The sequence below is a fragment of the Pseudomonas sp. GW822-FHT04C11 genome, assembly GCF_058800905.1.
The window spans coordinates 120,874-135,993 of sequence record NZ_JBXAMS010000004.1 but is presented as its reverse complement, the minus strand read 5'-3'; the positions used below and the strand labels follow the sequence as shown (position 1 = coordinate 135,993).

Here is a 15,120-nt window from a genome sequence, read left to right as displayed (position 1 = left end):
TGCAATGGATGATGCAGTACCTTGAGACGGGCCAGGTTTTCAGCACGTAAACGTGCATGAACAGACTCAGAGATTTAAATAGCAGTGCGGTGCTGCGGTTTGGCCCGTACGTGTTCCACACTCGTCAACGGCTGATCCTGGACGGTGATCGGCCGCTGCGTATGGGCGGACGGGCACTGGATATCCTCCAGGTACTGGTCGAGCGCGCGGGTAACGTGGTCAGCAAGGACGAACTGATTGCCCGCGTCTGGCCGACCTCGGTGGTCGAGGAAATCAATCTGCGCGTGCACATAGCTGCCCTGCGTCGGGCTCTCGGCGACGGCCAGAACGGGCAGCGCTACATCGTCAATATTCCCCGGTGCGGTTATAGCTTCATCGCCCCGGTGCAGTGTGAGTTGGACGGTGCGCTTTTCTCGATCGAGACCGTTCAAAAGCACCAGCACAACCTGCCTGCACGGATCACGCCAGTGACCGGCCGAGATTCGATCGTTGGCAGTGTGGTCCGGCAGTTGCCGGTTTATCGTTTCATGACCTTGGTCGGCCCCGCCGGCATTGGCAAGAGCACGGTGGCCTTGCGTGTGGCCGAACTGCTGTTGCCGCACTATCGCGATGGCGTCTGGATCGTTGATCTGGCGGCAATCGATGACCCCGCGCGGCTCGTCGATTATCTGAGCCAGACCCTTGAACTGGACGTTGGCGTGGATGCACTGGCGCGACGGCATGCTTTGCTGGTGCTCGACAATTGCGAGCACCTGCTCGAACGTTGCCGATCACTGGTGGAAGGTCTATTGGTTTCGGCGCCACGGGTCTCGATCCTGGCCACCAGCCGCGAACCGCTGCGGGCGGCGAGGGAAACGGTCCAGCGATTGCCAGCCTTGGCGGTGCCGCCGATGTCGGCGCTGCAGAGTGTCAGCGAGGTTATGAGCTATTCGGCGGTGCAGCTGTTTGTCAGCCGTGCCCGTGCCCGCCAACAAGGCTTTGCTCTGCGTGAACAGGACCTCAAGGCTGTGCGGGAAATCTGTCGGCGCCTCGACGGTCTGCCCCTGGCCATCGAACTGGCAGCGGCGCAGATCGATGCCCTGGCACTGGTTGGGCTGCGAGCACAACTGGACAACTGTTTTCAACTGCTGACCCAAGGCCGGCGCACCGCTGTGCCACGGCATCAGACGCTCAAGGCCGCGCTGGAATGGAGCTATCAGCGGCTGAGCCCGCTGGAGCAGACCGTACTGCAGGGGCTGGCGGTGTTCAAAATAGCTTTTACGTTGGACGCTGCGATCGGCGTCATCAGTTGTGCGGTGCTGCGGTCCACCAGTCTGGCAGAGGTGATAGAACGGCTGGTGCTGAAATCGCTGTTGTCGGTTGAACAGGGTGATGGCATGACACGTTATCGGTTTCTCAACACTACCCGAACTTACGTACTGGAAAAGCTTGAACTGAGCGGGCTGCGGCGAGTATTTGAAATGCGTTATGCCCGCTACATCAGCCGGGCACGCTGGGTTTCAGGACGGCCTATGCCGTTGCAACTCGTCAAGCAAACGGCGGACTTTGCTTAGGTCTGGTGTGGCAAAGCCTTCGGTGAAGCGGTTGTAGATTGGCGCCAGCAGGTCATAGGCTTGTTGGAGGCGGCCTTGATGCTGCCAAAGCTCGGCCAGTGATGTGGCAGTGCGCAGCTCCCACGCCAGAGCGCCCTGGGCTTTTGCCACTGCCAGCGCTTTGAGCAGCACGGTCTCGGCTGCACTTCGGCTGTTCTCTGCAAGCAGAGCATTCGCTCTGGCCCGAAGGATCTCCGCCGTGCTCCAACCCGCAGCGCCGTTTTCAGCCCGTGCCAGCAATGCGTCATCGACGAAACCGCTATCGAGGGTGACCATGATTTCCTTGATCAGCCCGGTGCCGGGTTGCGGGTCTGGATGTGCACCATGGCTATCGATCACCTGTGCATAGTGTCGGGCCCAGTTGTAGAACAACAGCACCGAATGTTTTTGTGCTTGTTCGAGCAGCAGGCGCAAGAGGTCGCGGGCAGTTTGAGTGTCGCCGTTGTAGTGGGCGATCAGGCAACCGGACAGTGCCAGCGTGTAGCAGATGGACGTGCCGTGGTCGATCTGAAGCGCAATGTCCAACGCCTGACGCGCGGTGCTCCAGGCCTTTTCCGGATGGCCTTGTAGCCAGAGGATCCGCGCAAGAATGGTCAGGGCGGCGACGCTCTGGTCGTACTGCACGCCAAAGCCGTGGGTGAAGCGATTGAGGTGTCCGCTCTGGGCCATGCGCTGAATGACCTGTTCAGCACTCTCCCGTGCCCGTTGTTGATCCCCGGCAAAGTGCAGGGCCAGCACCTGCAAACGGTGTGTACTCAGGGACACTGCGGCGTTGCCTTGCACACCCAGGCGATCGAATTGCTGGCTCTGTTCCAGAGCTGTTTGGTAGTTGCCGCAACTGAGGTTGACCGCCATGTGCCCGGACACGGCCCTGAGCTGGCCGGCCACATCGTTGCAGCGTTCGGCCAGGGTTCTGGCGCTCACAAAGGCTTCGACGGTTTCGGCGGTGCCGCCTTGGGTGTGGTAGCAGGAGCTGCCGAGGGCGAGCTTGAGGGCCATTTTCAGACGAGGGCAGGGCTCGGGCGTCAATTCGAGCAGTGCCAGGGCCTTGCGCACGTACACGCCGTGTTCCTTGAGCAGCGACAGTTCTTGCCAGAGTGGCGTCGAAACCGAAGCCAGTCGGATCGCCACAGCCTGCGGTCCTTGAGCGTTCAAGCCCCAGTCCAGGGCCGAGCGGATGTCTTCCAGACTGCGGGCGTAACGCTCGATCCATATATCGGTCTGGATGTGCTCCCAGTCGTTCTGGGCCTGATGCATCAATGCCAGGCAGCGCTCGGCGTGGCGTTCCAGGGTGTCTGGCAAATCATTGGCCTGGTCGAGTTTTTCCAGGGCATAGCTGCGGGTGGTATCGAGCAGACGGTAGAACACCTGCTCGTCGCCGACCTCCACGTTCAGCAGTGACTTGGCCACCAGTTGCGTAATCGCGCCAAACACCTCGCGGGGTTCGATGTGTTCGCCGACAATCACCGCGGCCGCCGATTCCAGCGTGAAACCGCCCCTGAACACACCCAGTCGGCGCAGGCAGGTTTGTTCGCAGGTACTCAGCAGCTCGAAGCTCCAGTCGAGTGTCGCGCGCAGGGTCTGATGCCGTCCCAGCGCCGTCTGGCAGCCCTGTGCGAGCAGACGAAAACTGCCTTGCAGTTGCGTCAGCAATCCACTTAGACCAAGGCTGTTCACTTGCGCTGCGGCCAGTTCGATCGCCAAAGGAATGCCGTCCAGGCGGCGACAAATCTCGATCGCCAGAGGCAGTTCAGCATCGCTCAGTTCGAAGCTGTCATGGCTGGCCATCGCCCGTTCGATGAACAATTGCACAGCCGAAAAGCTCAAGGCCTGGGAGCGGTCCAGCGCAGCGATGGGCGGTGGGCAGTCCAGGGACTCGAGGCGCTGAACGAATTCGCCTTCGGCCCGCAGGCTCTCGCGACTGGTGGCCAGAATGTGCACATCGGGCGCGCCACGAAGGATGCTTTCGCTGAGCAACGCAACGGCGTCGATCAGATGTTCGCAGTTGTCGATGACCAGCAGCATTTGCCGCTCGCGCAGGAAGGTCGTGAGACAGTTCATCGGTTCAGTGTCGTGCAACGACAGGTCCAGCAGCGTCGCCAGGTGGGTGGCGATCATCAACGGGTCGCTGATCTGGGCCAGGTCCAGCAGGCGAATGCCGTCCCGGTAGCGACCGATCAGTTGTTCGGCGACGCGCAGTGCCACCGTGGTCTTGCCGATACCGCCAGGGCCAACGAGGGTGATCAGGCGTTGGCGTGGCAAGTTCGTCACCAGACTGTCGACCAAGGCCTGGCGACCGATCATGCGAGTCCGACGAATGGGCAGGTTATGGACGCTCTGCTCGTGGCCGCTGCTCGGCGGACGTTGCTCGATGTGCTCCAGCGAGTACGGCGCGACAAAGCTGTAACCACGCTGGGCCACGGTGACGATGTAGCGCTGGCCGGCTTGACCGTCGCCGAGGGCTTTGCGCAGCGCCGCGATGTGCACTCGCAAATTGATGTCTTCGACTACGCATTTGGGCCAGACCTGCGCGATCAATTGCTGTTTGCTGACGACATTCCCGGCGTGTTCCAGCAGGATCAACAGAATGTCCATGGCGCGCCGACCCAGGCGCAGCGGCTGGTCGGCCTCCAGCACCAGACGTTGTCCGGGGTAGACCCGGTAAGGGCCGAAATGCACAGCCTGTTCGGGGGAAAGGGTCAACGGGGCACTCCTGCTTGTGTCCTTCTATCTCGCGGTATTCGAGCATGTTCTTCAGATTTTTTCGTCAACGCAACGCAGTGACCGAGCGACTGTCCTGCGTGTGCAGTGTATGCAGCGTTTGCGGCACCGTTCGCAAGCGCTGTATTTACTGGGCGCGGCGGTGACAAATGGCTGAGTCGCGGCTTTAGGCGCACCGTTGAAAATTAACAACGTTTAACTCGTCCTGCGCCCTGTTTACGCCCAAAAATACACTACTTCCAGTCCATCAACCGAAGGCGCCGGTCTTCGTGCAGCAAAAGGGATGAACACTTCAGGAGGATGCCGGAATGAGCGACGTGGTAGTGGTCTATCACAGCGGCTATGGTCATACGCGGGTTATCGCCGAAGCCGTGGCTCAGGGTGTGGAGCGACACTTGGGCAGTACCTGCCAATTGATTGCGGTCGAGGAAGTGGATGGGCACTGGGACCGCTTGCACCGCGCCGACGCGATCATCTTCGGCGCCCCGACGTACATGGGCAGCGCATCGGCGTCGTTCAAGGGCTTCATGGAGGCTACTGCGTCGTTCTACCTGGCGCAGCCCTGGCGCGACAAATTGGCCGCCGGGTTCACCAACTCCGGCTGTCTGTGCGGCGACAAGCTCAACACCTTGCTGCAGATGGCCGTGTTCGCCGCTCAGCACTCGATGATCTGGGTCGGCCTCGACCTGCTGCCGGCGCGTTCCAGCAGCGGGGTGTTCGATGGGCAATTGAATCGTCTGGGCAGCTCCCTGGGCGCCATGGCCCAGTCGAATGTCGAACAGTCTCCCGAACAAGCGCCACCTCTTGAAGATCGCCGCACCGCCGCGCACTTGGGCGAGCGGGTGGCGCGCCTGGCCGAGCGCATGGGCCATCCATCGAATTGACTCACCCAAACACCCCCCCACGCCTTAATTAAGGAGCAATCGCCATGAGCACATTTACCACCCGCGACGGTACCGAGATTTACTACAAGGACTGGGGCACCGGCCAGCCCATCGTCTTCAGCCACGGCTGGCCACTGAATGCCGACAGCTGGGAATCACAGATGATCTACCTGGCGTCCAAGGGCTACCGGGTCATCGCCCATGACCGCCGTGGTCACGGGCGCTCCAGCCAGCCCTGGTCCGGCAATGAAATGGACACCTACGCCGACGACCTCGCGCAGTTGATCGAGCTGCTGGATCTGCAAAACGCGGTGCTGTTCGGTTTCTCAACCGGCGGTGGTGAAGTGGCGCGCTACATCGGTCGTCATGGCACTGGGCGAGTCGCCAAGGCCGGGCTGATTTCCGCGGTGCCACCGTTGATGCTCAAGACCGAGGCCAATCCAGGCGGCCTGCCGATGGAAGTGTTCGACGGTCTGCGCCAGGCGTCCCTGGCGGACCGTTCGCAGTTGTACAAAGACGTCGCCAGCGGGCCATTCTTTGGTTTCAACAAACCGGGTGCCAAACCTTCCCAGGGCATGATCGACTGGTTCTGGATGCAGGGCATGACGGCTGGTCACAAGAATGCCTACGACTGTATCAAGGCGTTCTCCGAAACCGACTTCACCGAAGACCTGAAAAAGTTCGACGTGCCGACCCTGGTGGTGCATGGCGACGCTGACCAGATCGTGCCGATCGAAGCCGCCGGCATCGCCTCGGCCAAACTCGTCAAAGGTTCGAAGCTGCTGGTCTATCCAGGCGCGCCTCATGGCCTGACCGACACCCACAAGGATCAGCTCAACGCCGATCTGCTGGCGTTCCTCAAGGCCTGATCAAAATCAAAAGATCGCAGACTGCGCCAGCTCCTACACGGACATGTGTACACCCGCGGGAGCTGCCGCAGGCTGCGATCTTTTGCTGTTGAGAGAGGGCAGGGCGCGCACCGCCTGACAACGCCAGGCAAACGGATTGATGCCCTCGCTGCGGGTGAACATGTGGCAGAAGTGCGCCTGATCGCAGAACCCGCACTCCAGACTGATTTGAGTCAGGGTCAGGTCGGTGTTCTGGATCAATTGCTTGGCCCGGGCGATACGCTGGCAACGAATCCAGTCCTGAGGCGACAGGCCGGTGCTGCATTTGAAGGTGCGGGAGAAATGACTGCGCGACATCGCGCAGGCCCGGGCCAGTTCGGTGACTTCCAGGGTTTCGCTGAGGCGCTCGAGGATCAATTGCTTGACCAGGCTTTCCCGCCAGGGGCTGAGGCCGCCAGTGGTGGCTTTTCGCGTTTGCGTGGCTGATGCGTGGGCGGCGTTGTGCTGAACGTGGGCCATGGCAAATGTCCGTGTCGGTGGGAATGCGCTGGCGCACTGCACGGTGGGTCAGCACCATCCCTTTTGGAATAACAGGTTTGCGTAGAAGGTTTGATTGTTGGTCGCAGGGCTTTGGCTTGCGAGTTAAACGTTGTTAATTCCTCCGGTTAACAGCGAGCGCAAACCTTTGATTGAGTAAAGTCCAAAAGACTTTGCCTGGCTAAAAAAACACCATGGAACCGTACCTATGAACCGTAACGATCTACGCCGCGTCGATATGAACCTGCTGGTGATTTTCGAGGCTCTGATGTTCGAAAAGAATCTGACCCGGGTCGCCGAAAAACTCTTTATGGGGCAGCCGGCCGTGAGCGCTGCATTGGGGCGGTTGCGTGATCTGTTCGACGATCCGCTGTTGCTGCGCAACGGTCGCGGCATGGAGCCGACGGCACGGGCGCTGGCGATTCTCAAGGAGCTGCAGCCGGCGATGGACACCATCTCCGGGGCGGTCAGCCGGGCCAGGGAGTTTGATCCGGCTACCAGTTGTGATGTGTTTCGCATTGGTCTGTCGGATGACGCCGAGTTTGGTTTGTTTCCGTCGCTATTGAGCCATCTGCGGGAGGAGGCACCAGGGATCATTGTGGTGGTGCGCCGGGCCAATTATTTGCTGATGCCGACGTTGCTGGCGTCCGGGGAGATTTCAGTCGGGGTCAGTTACACCACCGAACTGCCGGCCAATGCCAAACGCAAGAAACTGCGGGATATCCCCTGCAAAGTGCTGCGCGCAGACAACCGGCCAGAAGCACTGACGCTGGATGAGTACTGTGAGCGGCCCCATGCGATGGTGTCGTTCTCGGGGGATTTGAGCGGCAACATTGATCTTGATCTGGCCAAGGTCGGGCGCACCCGGCGGGTGGTGTTGGGGGTGCCGCAGTTCAGTGGGTTGCGGGCGTTGCTCGCAGGGACTGAAATGATCGCTACCGTTCCCGACTATGCCGCCTGCGCGCTGGTCGAAGGCTGTGCCTTGAGGGCCGAAGATCCGCCGTTTCCCATCGATAAGGCACAGTTGTCGATGGTCTGGAGCGGGGTGCACGACAATGATCCGGCGGAGCGATGGTTGCGCTCGCGGATTACTCAGTTCATGTCCGAGCCGCTGAATATCCCAGCTTCATAGCGGAAAAACTTCTGCCAGATTTCGCTTCTGTGGCAAGCAAGCTTGCTGTGGCGAGGGAGCTTGCTCCCGCTGGGGCGCGAAGCGGCCCCAAAACCAGCCACCGGGATTCATCAGGTAGAACACGACAGCCGGTTCCACGACTGCCGCGCCCGAGCGCAGACCGGCCGGCGCGAGCAAGCTCGCTCGCCACAGGAAAGTGTCAGGCTCAAGTCCGCTCGCAAAGAGAGCACATACGTTCAATTTTCCCCTCCCTCACACCGGCATTATCGAACCAAGTCCTGGCGCATCAACGCCGCTGGTTTTCACTTGTGCTGCGCACAATTTCCGTTTCGCCGGAGCCTTTCGTTATGCCTGATTCCAATCGACTCGACCCTGCAACCACCCACCCGGTGCGTGGCTTCGAAGAAGTCGTGACCCTGGTCGTCAAACACCGGGTCAAGGCCGGTTTTGAAGTGCCCTATGAAGCCTGGCTGCGGCGGATTGTCGGTATTGCCGGGCAGAGCGAGGGGCATTTGGGGGTGGATGTGATTCGCGGCAAGAGCGCCGGCCTGGACATGTTTACCTGCGTGCTGCGTTTTTGCTCTACCGAGGCGATGCAGCGCTGGCTCGAATCGCCGCAACGGCTGGAGTTGGTCAACGAAGCCGAGCCGATGCTGGCGGATGGGGACCAGACTGAGGTCAACCCGGTCAAGGAGTTCTGGTTCGCGCCACAGGACGATGCCGGTTCGCCACCGCCGCGCTGGAAACAGGCCGTGGTGACGCTGCTGGTGATTCTGCCGCATACCTTGCTGGTGCCGCTGATCTGGGGCCCGCTGCTCAAGCTCAACGCCTTTCTGTCCAATTACGTGGTTGCCACTTTTCTGATCACCGTGACCATTGTGGTTTCGGTGGTGTACCTGTTCATGCCCAGGGCGACGCGTCTGTTCGCGCCGTGGCTGAAAGCCGGACAACCTCATCCCACTCTGCCTGAGGAAAACCAATGAACGCCGATCTGATTCTGTTCAATGGCCAATTTCATACCGTTGACCGTGAAAAACCCCTCGCCAGTGCGGTCGCGATCACCAATGGTCGCTTCGTCACGGTGGGTACCGATGCCGAGGCCATGGCCCTGCGCGGTTCGGGCACCCAGGTCATTGACCTCAAGGGCCGCTGCGTTATCCCTGGCCTCAACGACTCGCACTTGCACTTGATTCGGGGTGGCTTGAACTACAACCTCGAACTGCGCTGGGAGGGCGTACCATCGCTGGCCGATGCCCTGCGCATGCTCAAGGACCAGGCCGATCGCACGCCGACGCCGCAATGGGTGCGGGTGGTCGGTGGCTGGAACGAATTCCAGTTCGCCGAAAAGCGCATGCCGACGATTGAAGAACTCAACCAGGCTGCGCCGGATACGCCGGTGTTCGTTTTGCACTTGTACGACCGCGCCTTGCTCAACCGCGCAGCGCTCAAGGTTGTCGGTTACACGCGCAACACGCCGAACCCACCGGGTGGCGAGATTGTGCGCGACGCCAACGGCGAGCCGACCGGCATGTTGGTGGCCCGTCCGAACGCGATGATTCTTTACTCGACCCTGGCCAAAGGGCCGAAGTTGCCGCTGGACTATCAGGTCAACTCAACCCGTCAGTTCATGCGTGAACTCAATCGCCTGGGCTTGACCAGCGCCATCGATGCGGGCGGTGGTTTCCAGAATTACCCGGACGATTACGCAGTGATCGAGCAGTTGGCCAAGGACCAGCAACTGACGATTCGCATTGCTTATAACCTGTTTACCCAGAAGCCCAAGGAAGAGCTGACCGACTTCAAGAACTGGACCAGCAGCGTCACCCTGCATCAGGGCGACGATTACCTGCGGCACAACGGCGCCGGTGAAATGCTGGTGTTTTCGGCGGCGGATTTCGAGGACTTCCTCGAACCGCGTCCGGACCTGCCGCAGACCATGGAAGAGGAACTGGAACCGGTGGTTCGCCACTTGGTCGAGCAACGCTGGCCGTTCCGTCTGCACGCCACTTACAACGAATCCATCAGCCGTATGCTCGATGTGTTCGAGAAGGTCAATCGCGACATTCCGTTCAACGGTTTGCCATGGTTCTTCGACCACGCCGAAACCATCACCCCGCAAAACATCGAGCGGGTGAAGGCGCTGGGTGGCGGCATCGCGATTCAGGACCGCATGGCGTTCCAGGGGGAATACTTCGTCGACCGTTACGGCAGCAAAGCCGCCGAGCACACCCCGCCGATCAAACGCATGCTCGCCGAGGGTGTGCCGGTCGGCGCGGGCACCGATGCCACACGCGTTTCCAGCTACAACCCGTGGACCTCGCTGTACTGGATGGTCAGCGGCCGCACCGTCGGTGGTCTGGCGTTGTACGAGGAAGGCTTGCCGCGCACCACTGCGCTGGAACTGTTCACCCACGGCAGCGCCTGGTTCTCGTCCGAACAGGGCAAGAAGGGCCAGATCAAGGTCGGGCAACTGGCGGACCTGGCAGCGTTGAGCGCGGACTTCTTCAGCGTCGAGGAAGAAGCGATCAAGTGGATCGAGTCGGTACTGACGGTGGTCGGCGGCAAGGTTGTGTACGCCGCCGGCGACTTCGAAAAACTCGGGCCGGCCAGCGTACCGGTACTGCCGGACTGGTCGCCGGTGATGAAAGTCCCCGGCCACTGGCGCCCGAATTCGCCGATGCAGGCTCAGGTCCACCATTGCAGCGGCCCGTGCGCGGTGCATACGCACAGCCATGAAAAGGCGCGCCAGTCGAATGCGCCGGTCAGCGATTTCGCCGGTTTCTGGGGCGCATTCGGCTGTTCCTGCTTCGCCTTCTGATTCCGAAACAAAGCGCCGGTCTTCGTGACCGGCGCTCCCCCGCAACAACCATCCATCGAGGAGTTTCACATGAGCAACGTTCCTTACTCGCGTCTGAACAAAGACGATGCCGTTGTGCTGTTGGTCGACCACCAGACCGGCCTGATCTCGCTGGTGCAGGATTTCAGCCCGAACGAGTTCAAGAACAACGTCCTGGCGCTGGGCGACATCGCCAAGTTCTTCAACCTGCCGACCATCCTCACCACCAGTTTCGACAGCGGCCCGAACGGCCCGATCGTGCCGGAACTCAAAGAGCAATTCCCGGACGCGCCGTTCATTGCCCGCCCTGGTCAGATCAACGCCTGGGACAACGCAGACTTCGTCAAAGCCATCAAGGCCACCGGTCGCAAGCAACTGATCATCGCCGGTGTAGTGACTGACGTGTGCGTGGCGTTCCCGACCCTGTCGGCGCTTGCTGAAGGTTTTGAAGTGTTTGTGGTCACCGATGCTTCCGGCACCTTCAACACCACCGTGCAACAAGCGGCGTGGGCGCGGATGTCGGCCGCCGGTGCGCATCTGATGAACTGGTTCGCGGTGGCCTGCGAGCTGCAAGTCGACTGGCGCAATGACATGGAAGGTTTGGCGAATCTGCTGTCGCAGCGTCTGCCGAACTATCGCAATCTGATCAATAGCTATACCAAGTTCACCGCCAAGTAATCCGCTGAAAAAAATGCCCGTCGATGTGCGCAATGCTGTTCACTTACGCCGATGCTTCAGGCATATCCGCAGTTGTGGCGAGGGAGCTTGCTCCCGCTGGGGCGCGAAGCGGCCCTGAATTGGGCCTGCTACGCAGTCCAGCGGGAGCAAGCTCCCTCGCCACAGATACTTCTCAGGCCTCCAGACCTCCTTAAGTGAACAGCATTGCCGCCGATGTGCGGGCATTTTTCTGCTCAACGTTTTTGCAACCACCCCAGAAATCCACCTTTCCTGACCGGCACAGGCTTGGCCATCAACGCCAGCCGACTGTTCTGTTGCCGTACCGCTTGCAACTTGTTCAACGCCTGGCCCACTTCGTTGCGCTGCTCCATACACTGGCGGGTCAGGTTCTTGTCGAGACGGTAGATGATGGAGGAAGTCAGCGCGGTGAACGTCGCCTGGGACGGTGTATCGGCAAGGATGCTCTGTTCGCCCATGACTTCGCTCGGCCCCATGCGACCTGCCTCGGCCAGGCCATTGCCGTCGGACACGCTGGCGCTGACGACACCGGTGGCAATCACAAACAGGTTGTCCGGCACTTCGCCCAGATCCAGCACCACCTGGCCGGCAGTGTACTGCTGCGGCACCATCGATTCGGCGAGGCGGTCACGTTCTTCATGGCTGAGCGAGCGGAAAATCTTCACTTCATCGAGCAGTGCGCGGGCGCGGCTCGAGGGTTCGATCAAACCGTCTGGATGCCGCGAGATGCCCGCCGCTTCAAGGTGTCGATGGGCGAGGTCGAACAGTTGATTGCGCACGTCGCCTTTCTTGCCCAGTTCGGCGATGAAACCGCTGGCCACGTATTCGGACATTTCTTCACCGGCCTCTTTGAGCAGCGCTTTCGGCGCCGGATCGAGCAACAGACTGCTGCTGCCTTGCAGAGTCCGCTCGAGGGCATCGAGCACCCGGCGCGGACGGACGTGGTTCGGCACCTTGATGCTGATCGACACGCCGTGCAGGTGGGTCGGGCGGCTGAGATTGACGATCTTGGCCTTGGCCGCCACCGAGTTCGGCACCACGGCCAGGGTGCCAGCGCTGGTCAGCAGATGGGTGGCGCGCCAGTCGATATCGAGCACCTTGCCTTCGACACCATCGATCATCACCAAATCGTCCACCTGATAGGGCTTGGTGGTGTTGAGCACGATGCCGGAGAACACGTCGCTCAACGTACTCTGCAACGCCAGACCGACCACGATGGCAACCACCCCGGAGGTCGCGAGCAGGCCTTTGACCGGCAGCTCCAGCACATACCCGGCGGCAGCGACAATGGCGGCCAGGAACACCAGCGCACCGATCACGTCCTGCAACAACCGACCGCTGTGACCGATGCGGCGCATCAGGGCCAGACCGATCACTTCGGTCAGCACCCGCGCGGCGTACAGCCACCAGAGAATCCCCAGGGCCGTGGCGCCCAGTTGCGCAACAGGGTCATCGGCGAACAACGGCGCCTGCAACGGGCTGACACCGGCGTTGATGACCAGCGCACTGAACGCCAGAAACAACCCCAGACGCACGCCGACCCGCAAGGCGCGGTGTTTGAACGGGGCGAGGTGCCAGAGCAGTGTGTCGAGCACCAGAAGCAGGGCGCTCCAGGACAGCAGGTGGGTGAGGAGAAAGGACATGAGGAACTCCAAAGTCTGGATGACATTTGTGGCGAGGGAGCTGGCTTCCGCTTGAGTGCGCAGCACTCACAAAATCGTCGGTGTATTGAGGATTTTGGGGCCGCTGCGCAGCCCAGCGGGAGCAAGCTCCCTCGCCACAATGTGGACTCAGTTCAGATGGGTCTTGAGCTCGGCCGCCGCTTGTCGCACTGCGGCCTTAACTTCCGGAATCTGACTCAGCGGATTGAGCAGGCCGAAGTCATGGATCATCCCGTTGTAGCGCACCGAGGTCACCGGTACGCCGGCCGCATCGAGGTGGCGGGCGTAGCCTTCGCCTTCGTCACGCAACACGTCGAATTCGGCAGTCTGCACCAGCGCGGCGGGCAGGCCCTTGAGCTGTTCGGCGCTGGCATTCAGTGGCGAGGCATGGATCTGCACGCGTTCGGCCGGGTTGGTGGTGTAGCTGTCCCAGAACCACTGCATCATGCCTTTGGTCAGGAAGTGGCCTTCGGCAAACTGCTGGTACGAGCCGTTATCGAACCCGGCGTTGGTCACCGGCCACATCAGCAACTGGAAGCGCAGGGCCGGGGTGTTCTGTTCCTTGGCCATCAACGCCACCACTGCCGCCATGTTGCCGCCGACGCTGTTGCCGGCCACCGCCAGACGCTTGCCGTCGACACCGATGTCCTTGCCGTGCTCGGCCACCCATTTGGTGGCGGCGTAGGCCTGGTTGATCGCGGTCGGGTAGTGCGCTTCAGGCGACGGGGTGTAGTCGACGTACACGGCAACTGCCCCGGAGCCCACCACCAGATCACGAATCAAGCGTTGGTGGGTCGGGAAGTCGCCCAGTACCCAACCGCCACCGTGGAAGAACATGAACACCGGCAATTCGCCCTTGGCCCCGGCTGGGCGCACCACTTTCAGGTTGATCGTCTGGCCGTCGACCTTGATCGCCTTGTCGCTGACTTCAACACCGGATAGATCGACCTTCACCGAGGCCTGGGCACCGGTCAGCACCGCGCGGGCGTCTTTCGGGCTCAGTTGCTCCAGCGGTTTGCCACCACCGGCGGCGAGGGCATCGAGGAAGGCCTGGGTGTTGTGTTCGACGCCGGGGCTGCCGGCGGCGAAAGCGTTGCCGATGGACAGGGCGAGGAGGGACGCGGCGAGGGTTTGCTTGATGTTCATGGTCAATTCCTTTTTCAATCGTTCGAGTTTTTATGCCTTGGGATCGGGCTGCTGTGACGCTGGGGTTCAGGTCTCAGCAACACCGTGAGCACAGATTAATGAGGTGCCTGAAAGTGAAAAAGCGGCTATAAAGCGTTTAACTGTCAACCAGGGAGTGACAATGAACCCGTTCGAAGACATGCGTATTTTTTGCCAGGTCATGGACTCCGGCAGCTTCACGGCGGCGGCCGATCAGTTGGGCCTGTCCAAGCAGTTCGTCAGCCGCCGGCTGATGCAATTGGAGGAGCGCCTCGGCGTGCGGCTGCTCAATCGTTCGACCCGGCGGCTGGACGTCACGCCGCTGGGGCAGAGCTATTACGAATCGGCGCTACGTCTACTGAGCGAAGTCGAACACGTGGAGCAGGGCATCGCCGGGCAGACCGCCGAGCCACGCGGCACCATTCGCTTGAGCGCGCCGTTGTCGTTCGCGGTGGCGCACTTGGGGTGCCTGCTGCCAGTGTTTTTGCAGCGCTATCGCGACGTCACGGTGGAAGTGGACTTGAGTGATCGTCCGGTGGACTTACTCGGCGAAGGCTACGACCTGGCATTGCGCATTGGCGTGCTGGAAGACTCGACGCTGATCGCCCGACGCCTCGCCGCCATCCAGCGGGTGTACTGCGCCAGCCCGGCCTACCTGGCCGAGCGCGGCACGCCGGTTCACCCCGAAGACTTGCACAGCCATGACTGCCTGCCTTACGGCCACGGTCGCCAGGTGCAATGGCGGTTCGAAGGGCAGGGCAAGCCACTGACCGTGAACGTCACCGGAAGGATGCGGGTCAACAACGGTGAATTGCTCAAGGACGCGGCCATCGCCGGCATGGGCATTACTTATTTGCCGACCTTCATTGTCGGTTCGGCCTTGAAGGACGGGCGGCTGGTGCCGGTGCTGGACAACTTCCGCCCTGCGCCGTTGACGTTATCGGCAGTTTATCCGCAGCATCGCCAGGGCTCGCGACCGGTGCAGGCGTTGATCGAATTCTTGCGTGAACGGCTGGATCGGACCGAGGACGCCTGAGGCGGTGGGCGTA

12 protein-coding genes are annotated in these 15,120 nt (G+C 61.1%); 8 read left to right on the top strand and 4 right to left on the bottom strand.

Features of this window, described 5'->3' with window-relative positions; genetic code table 11:
• Positions 1-56 precede the first annotated feature (56 nt).
• Positions 57-1,553, top strand: coding sequence for an ATP-binding protein (locus tag AC1RJ3_RS08385; protein WP_493078373.1), 1,497 nt, complete (start codon positions 57-59; stop codon positions 1,551-1,553).
• Here AC1RJ3_RS08385 and AC1RJ3_RS08380 read toward each other — a convergent pair.
• Positions 1,500-4,295, bottom strand: coding sequence for an ATP-binding protein (locus AC1RJ3_RS08380; RefSeq protein ID WP_493078371.1), 2,796 nt, complete (start codon positions 4,293-4,295; stop codon positions 1,500-1,502). The genes AC1RJ3_RS08385 and AC1RJ3_RS08380 overlap by 54 nt on opposite strands.
• Positions 4,296-4,621: 326 nt before the next feature.
• On the opposite strand from AC1RJ3_RS08380, the gene AC1RJ3_RS08375 reads away from it, so the two are divergent.
• Both AC1RJ3_RS08375 and AC1RJ3_RS08370 read left to right on the top strand, forming a co-directional pair.
• A complete protein-coding gene (locus tag AC1RJ3_RS08375) occupies positions 4,622-5,197 on the top strand; it encodes a flavodoxin family protein (protein ID WP_493078369.1) in 576 nt (191 codons plus the stop codon).
• Positions 5,198-5,241: 44 nt separating this feature from the next.
• Positions 5,242-6,066, top strand: a complete 825-nt coding sequence (locus AC1RJ3_RS08370; RefSeq protein WP_493078367.1) for an alpha/beta fold hydrolase — start codon at positions 5,242-5,244, stop codon at positions 6,064-6,066.
• A 33-nt stretch (positions 6,067-6,099) separates the two neighbouring features.
• On the opposite strand, the gene AC1RJ3_RS08365 is transcribed toward AC1RJ3_RS08370, so the two are convergent.
• Complete coding sequence (locus AC1RJ3_RS08365) at positions 6,100-6,564, bottom strand: helix-turn-helix domain-containing protein (protein ID WP_493078365.1); 465 nt, start codon at positions 6,562-6,564, stop codon at positions 6,100-6,102.
• Positions 6,565-6,790: 226 nt separating this feature from the next.
• On the opposite strand from AC1RJ3_RS08365, the gene AC1RJ3_RS08360 reads away from it, so the two are divergent.
• From AC1RJ3_RS08360 to ycaC, 4 genes are all read left to right on the top strand, one after another.
• Entirely contained in the window at positions 6,791-7,714 is a 924-nt protein-coding gene (locus AC1RJ3_RS08360) for a LysR substrate-binding domain-containing protein (RefSeq protein ID WP_493078363.1), read from the top strand.
• A 347-nt stretch (positions 7,715-8,061) separates the two neighbouring features.
• A complete protein-coding gene (locus AC1RJ3_RS08355) occupies positions 8,062-8,697 on the top strand; it encodes a putative antibiotic biosynthesis monooxygenase (protein ID WP_347929739.1) in 636 nt (211 codons plus the stop codon).
• Positions 8,694-10,532 (top strand): amidohydrolase, encoded by a 1,839-nt coding sequence (locus AC1RJ3_RS08350; RefSeq protein ID WP_054596909.1) that lies wholly within the window; start codon positions 8,694-8,696, stop codon positions 10,530-10,532. Before AC1RJ3_RS08355 ends, AC1RJ3_RS08350 begins: the two co-directional genes overlap by 4 nt.
• A 69-nt stretch (positions 10,533-10,601) precedes the next feature.
• Positions 10,602-11,228, top strand: a complete 627-nt coding sequence (gene ycaC, locus AC1RJ3_RS08345) for an isochorismate family cysteine hydrolase YcaC (protein ID WP_019690857.1) — start codon at positions 10,602-10,604, stop codon at positions 11,226-11,228.
• Positions 11,229-11,461: 233 nt separating this feature from the next.
• Here the strand turns inward: ycaC and AC1RJ3_RS08340 are convergent, their stop codons facing one another.
• Both AC1RJ3_RS08340 and AC1RJ3_RS08335 read right to left on the bottom strand, forming a co-directional pair.
• Positions 11,462-12,889 (bottom strand): mechanosensitive ion channel domain-containing protein, encoded by a 1,428-nt coding sequence (locus tag AC1RJ3_RS08340; RefSeq protein WP_493078359.1) that lies wholly within the window; start codon positions 12,887-12,889, stop codon positions 11,462-11,464.
• A gap of 147 nt (positions 12,890-13,036) precedes the next feature.
• Entirely contained in the window at positions 13,037-14,053 is a 1,017-nt protein-coding gene (locus AC1RJ3_RS08335) for an alpha/beta hydrolase (RefSeq protein ID WP_493078357.1), read from the bottom strand.
• Between the two features lie 160 nt (positions 14,054-14,213).
• Here AC1RJ3_RS08335 and AC1RJ3_RS08330 point away from each other — a divergent pair, with 160 nt between their 5' ends.
• Positions 14,214-15,107, top strand: a complete 894-nt coding sequence (locus AC1RJ3_RS08330) for a LysR family transcriptional regulator (RefSeq protein ID WP_054596912.1) — start codon at positions 14,214-14,216, stop codon at positions 15,105-15,107.
• The last annotated feature ends 13 nt before the right edge of the window (positions 15,108-15,120 follow it).

What these genes read in the sequence shown, in the direction of transcription:
- AC1RJ3_RS08360 (WP_493078363.1), top strand. Translation starts at nt 6,791, where the DNA reads ATGAACCGTAACGATCTACGCCGCGTCGATATGAACCTGCTGGTGATT.
- ycaC (WP_019690857.1), top strand. Translation starts at nt 10,602, where the DNA reads ATGAGCAACGTTCCTTACTCGCGTCTGAACAAAGACGATGCCGTTGTG.
- AC1RJ3_RS08375 (WP_493078369.1), top strand. Translation starts at nt 4,622, where the DNA reads ATGAGCGACGTGGTAGTGGTCTATCACAGCGGCTATGGTCATACGCGG.
- AC1RJ3_RS08370 (WP_493078367.1), top strand. Translation starts at nt 5,242, where the DNA reads ATGAGCACATTTACCACCCGCGACGGTACCGAGATTTACTACAAGGAC.
- AC1RJ3_RS08385 (WP_493078373.1), top strand. Translation starts at nt 57, where the DNA reads ATGAACAGACTCAGAGATTTAAATAGCAGTGCGGTGCTGCGGTTTGGC.
- AC1RJ3_RS08355 (WP_347929739.1), top strand. Translation starts at nt 8,062, where the DNA reads ATGCCTGATTCCAATCGACTCGACCCTGCAACCACCCACCCGGTGCGT.
- AC1RJ3_RS08365 (WP_493078365.1), bottom strand. Translation starts at nt 6,564, where the DNA reads ATGGCCCACGTTCAGCACAACGCCGCCCACGCATCAGCCACGCAAACG.
- AC1RJ3_RS08350 (WP_054596909.1), top strand. Translation starts at nt 8,694, where the DNA reads ATGAACGCCGATCTGATTCTGTTCAATGGCCAATTTCATACCGTTGAC.
- AC1RJ3_RS08330 (WP_054596912.1), top strand. Translation starts at nt 14,214, where the DNA reads ATGAACCCGTTCGAAGACATGCGTATTTTTTGCCAGGTCATGGACTCC.
- AC1RJ3_RS08340 (WP_493078359.1), bottom strand. Translation starts at nt 12,889, where the DNA reads ATGTCCTTTCTCCTCACCCACCTGCTGTCCTGGAGCGCCCTGCTTCTG.
- AC1RJ3_RS08335 (WP_493078357.1), bottom strand. Translation starts at nt 14,053, where the DNA reads ATGAACATCAAGCAAACCCTCGCCGCGTCCCTCCTCGCCCTGTCCATC.